This window comes from Nocardioides sp., assembly GCF_036274455.1.
Taxonomy (GTDB): domain Bacteria; phylum Actinomycetota; class Actinomycetes; order Propionibacteriales; family Nocardioidaceae; genus Nocardioides.
In genome coordinates this window covers 1-3,872 of sequence record NZ_DASUFR010000141.1, presented here as the reverse complement: position 1 = coordinate 3,872, position 3,872 = coordinate 1, and the positions used below count along the sequence as shown (strand labels likewise).

4 protein-coding genes are annotated in these 3,872 nt (G+C 72.1%); 2 read left to right on the top strand and 2 right to left on the bottom strand.

What is annotated here, in order from left to right:
• Positions 1-176: 176 nt before the first annotated feature.
• Both msrB and VFV89_RS13645 read right to left on the bottom strand, forming a co-directional pair.
• The gene (gene msrB / locus VFV89_RS13650) at positions 177-590 is read right to left on the bottom strand and encodes a peptide-methionine (R)-S-oxide reductase MsrB (RefSeq protein ID WP_329706499.1); all 414 of its coding nucleotides are present in this window, start codon (positions 588-590) and stop codon (positions 177-179) included.
• Between the two features lie 53 nt (positions 591-643).
• Positions 644-1,915 carry a GNAT family N-acetyltransferase gene (locus VFV89_RS13645; protein ID WP_329706498.1) on the bottom strand — a complete coding sequence of 424 codons (1,272 nt, stop codon included), beginning with the start codon at positions 1,913-1,915 and terminating at the stop codon, positions 644-646.
• Positions 1,916-1,969: 54 nt separating this feature from the next.
• On the opposite strand from VFV89_RS13645, the gene VFV89_RS13640 reads away from it, so the two are divergent.
• Positions 1,970-3,058 (top strand): DNA polymerase domain-containing protein, encoded by a 1,089-nt coding sequence (locus VFV89_RS13640; RefSeq protein WP_329706497.1) that lies wholly within the window; start codon positions 1,970-1,972, stop codon positions 3,056-3,058.
• Entirely contained in the window at positions 3,055-3,561 is a 507-nt protein-coding gene (locus tag VFV89_RS13635; protein ID WP_329706496.1) for a DUF664 domain-containing protein, read from the top strand. Before VFV89_RS13640 ends, VFV89_RS13635 begins: the two co-directional genes overlap by 4 nt.
• Positions 3,562-3,872 lie beyond the last annotated feature (311 nt).

The window sequence follows — 3,872 nt, the reverse complement described above, 5'->3', positions numbered from 1 at the left end:
GGCGGTGGGGTGGTCGGGTGCCGTCGTTGGGGGGATCTCGACGGGCTCGATCGGCGGTGGTGTGGTCGGGTGCCGTCGTTGGGGGGATCTCGACGGGCTCGATCGGCGGTGGTGTGGTCGGGTGCCGTCGTTGCGGGGATCTCGACAGGCTCGATCAGCGGTGGTGCGGGAGGTGGCTAGGCGGGCTCGGCCTCGTCGGCGGGCTCGAGGGTCAGGCTGATCGAGTTGATGCAGAAGCGGTCGCCGGTCGGGGTGCCGTAACCGTCGGGGAAGACGTGGCCGAGGTGGGAGCCGCAGTTGGCGCAACGGACTTCGACCCGCTTCATGCCGAAGGTGTTGTCCTCGATGTACTCGACGGTGTCGGTGATCGGCTGGTAGAACGACGGCCACCCGCAGCCGGAGTGGAACTTGGTGTCGGACTCGAAGAGCTTGGCCCCGCAGGCCTTGCAGGCGTAGACGCCCTTGGTCTCGGTGTCGGTGTACTTGCCGGTGAAGGCGCGCTCGGTCCCGGCCTTGCGGAGCACCTTGTACTCGTCGGGCGAGAGCTGCTCGCGCCACTCCGCGTCGGACTTCTCCACCGAGTAACCCATGCCACCAGCCTAGGGAACGGCGCAAGCCCGACGCCGGACGCGACCGGCCCGGCTCAGAAGCCGGTGGCGCAGTAGGGCACCGGCCCGGTGTCGGCCATCGCGGCCCAGGTCCGGAGGCCGTCGTCGGACCCGGAGATGCGGCCGGCGCGCTGGAGCGGCTCCACCCGGACGCCGCCCAGGTGGAGGGAGCCGAGGACGTCGGCGTCGAGGACCACGTCGGCGTCGGCCTCGGTCGGCTCGACCTCGGCGAACCCGTCGCCGGTGACCACCCGGAACCGCCCGGCCGCGTGGCCGAGCGGGTCGTCGACCTGCAGCACCACCTGCCCGTCGCGGCCCCAGGGCCGCGCCGAGAGCGCGGCCGGGACGTCGAGCACCCGAACCCACAGCGCATCGCGCTGCCGGACCACGCGGACCACGAACGGGTCGGCCAGCGCCCAGGGGAGTGGGTCGTCGACCGGGGCACGGTCCCACTCGACGAGGTCGCTGAGGTCGAGGTCGGCGAGGAACCTCCAGAGGCTGAGGTACGCCGCCGGAGACAGCGTCACCAGGTCGGTGACCCGGATCGTCCGCATGCCGTCCTCGCTCGGGCCGGGCCGGTAGGCGACGTACCCGTCCGGTGCTCCGTCGGCGTCGAGGTGGACGGCGGTCCGCAGCTTGAGGTCCGGGCCGCTGTCGAAGTCGAACTCGCCGCTCAGGAACGTCTCGTAGAACTGCGGCCGCTCCACCGAGCCGCGGGTCCGCTCGTGGAAGCGCTCGAAGACCTCCGCGACGGCCGGCCACGCCTCGGCGGGCTCGAGCAGCTCGACCGAGCCGGTGTCGTGATGTGCACGCAGGGAGAAGCGCGGGCCGGTGTCGACGCCGACCGAGTGCTTGAAGACCGCCGGACCGAACCCGAACCGCCCGTAGATGGACCCCTCCGACACCGTGAGCACGGCCAGGGGCACCCGCTGGGCAACCGCGTCCGCGAGGTCCTCGGTGATCAGCCTGCGAAGGAGGCCGCGGCGCCGGTGCGTCGGGCTGACCGTGACCATGCTGATCATCCGCGCGGGCTGCAGGCCGCGCCCGGTGTTGAGGGTCTTGTCGTAGCTCAGGTAGGTCGCGACGGGTATGTCGCCGGCGCCGAGCACCGGTCGGTCCAGCCAGACGCCGCGGACGGTCGCACCGTCGGTCACGAGGTGGTCCTCGAGGTGGCCGCGGAGCGCGTCGCTGGTCCGGCCCTGGTGGAACCCGCGGGACTGCGCTTCGTACCAGCCCGCCATCCGCTCGGACTCGTCGCCGGCACGGAAGGTCCGGAACGTCAGGCCGTCGTGCGCGGGCTCCCTCACGGTCCAACAACCTAGTGAACGGCGGCCGAGGGAGGCGTCCGGTTTACTGGCGCCATGCCGAAGGCCGCTGCCGTCGAGGTCCGGGCGGGTGACCGCGCGGTCCGGGTCTCGAGCCCGGACCGGGTGATCTACGAGGCGACCGACGCCACGCCCGAGGTGACCAAGCTGATGGTGGCGGAGTACTTCGCGTCGGTCGAGGTCGGGCTGATGCGCGCCCTGCGCGACCGGCCCACCGCACTCGAGCGCTGGACGTCCGGCGTCCGGCCCGGCATGAAGCTCGCCACCTCGCGGATGGACCGCGACGCCGACGCCTTCTACCAGAAGCGGGTGCCCAAGGGGGCGCCCGACTACGTCGAGGCCGTGGAGATCACCTTCCCCTCGGGCCGCACCGCCGAGGAGATCTGCCCGACCGAGATCGCGGTCCCCGTGTGGTGCGCGCACATGGGCACGCTGACCTTCCACCCGTGGCCGGTCCGGCGCACCGACGTCGACCGTCCCGACGAGCTCCGCCTCGACCTCGACCCCCAGCCGGGTACGTCGTTCGCCGACGCCGTCCGGGTCGCCGGCGTGGCACGTGAGCTGCTCGAGGAGCTGGGGCTGCGCGGCTTCTGCAAGACCTCCGGCAACCGCGGGGTGCACATCTTCATCCGGATCGAGCCGCGCTGGGAGTTCGTCGACGTCCGACACGCCGCGATCGGCTTCGGCCGCGAGCTGGCCCGGCGCGACGACGGCGTGACGGTCAACTGGTGGAAGGAGGAGCGGGGCGAGCGGATCTTCATCGACTACAACCAGAACTGCCGCGACCGCACGATCGCCTCGGCGTACTCACTCCGCCCGATCCCGGGCGCCCCGGTGTCCACCCCGCTGTCGTGGGAGGAGCTGGCCGAGGTCCGCGACCCGCGCGAGCTCAACTTGTTCACGGTCCCGGAGCGGCTCGCCGCGAGCGGCGACGCCTGGGCGGAGATCGACGAGACGGCGTACTCGATCGAGCCGCTGCTCGCGTTGTACGACGAGTTGCCGGGCGGCGAGATGCCCTACCCGCCCGACTACCCCAAGATGCCCGGGGAGCCGCCGCGGGTGCAGCCGAGCAAGAAGGTCGAGGAGCACTGGGACGCCGACGGCACCTGGATCGGCCCGTCGTGAGGGCCGAGCCGCAACCCGGGCTCGGGGGAGAGGCCGCGCACGTCGCCTCCTATCTGGCGTTCTACCGGGCCACCGTCGTGGAGAAGGCGCGCTCGCTGCTCGAGGCCGACCTGCGGCGGCCGCTGGTGCCGACCGGCTGGACGCCGCTCGAGCTGGTGCAGCACCTGGCCTTCATGGAGCGGCGCTGGTTCGCCTGGGGCTTCCTCGGCGAGGCCGTCGCCGACCCGTGGGGCGACTCGCAGGGGTCGAGCGCCGCGGCCTGGCTGGTGCCGTCGTCGGTCTCGCTGGACGATGTGGTCGCCCGGCTCACCGAACAGGCCGCGCGTACGGAGGCCGTGCTCTCGTCCACGCCGCTCGAGCAGCTGGCCGCGACGACGGGGAGGTTTCGGACCGACCCACCCGAGCTGCGCTACATCTGCTTCCACGTGCTGCACGAGTACGCCCGGCACGCGGGACACCTCGACGTCGCCGTCGAGCTGGCGGGCGGTCCGGTCGGCGAATAGGCGGCCTCGCTGGTCGAGCTTGTCGAGACCGCCGCAGCGTCGGTACTCACCTGCTCGCCGCTGGTCGAGCGTGTCGAGACTGCCGTAGCGTCGGTACTCACCTGCTCGCCGCTGGTCGAGCGTGTCGAGACCGCCGCAGCGTCGGCGCTCACCTGCTCGCCGCTGGTCGAGCGTGTCGAGACCGCCGCAGCGTCGGTACTCACCTGCTCGCCGCTGGTCGAGCGTGTCGAGACCGCCGCAGCGTCGGCACTCACCTGCTCGGCGCTGGTCGAGCGTGTCGAGACCGCCGCAGCGTCGGCACTCACCTGCTC

What these genes read in the sequence shown, in the direction of transcription:
- VFV89_RS13640 (WP_329706497.1), top strand. Translation starts at nt 1,970, where the DNA reads ATGCCGAAGGCCGCTGCCGTCGAGGTCCGGGCGGGTGACCGCGCGGTC.
- msrB (WP_329706499.1), bottom strand. Translation starts at nt 590, where the DNA reads ATGGGTTACTCGGTGGAGAAGTCCGACGCGGAGTGGCGCGAGCAGCTC.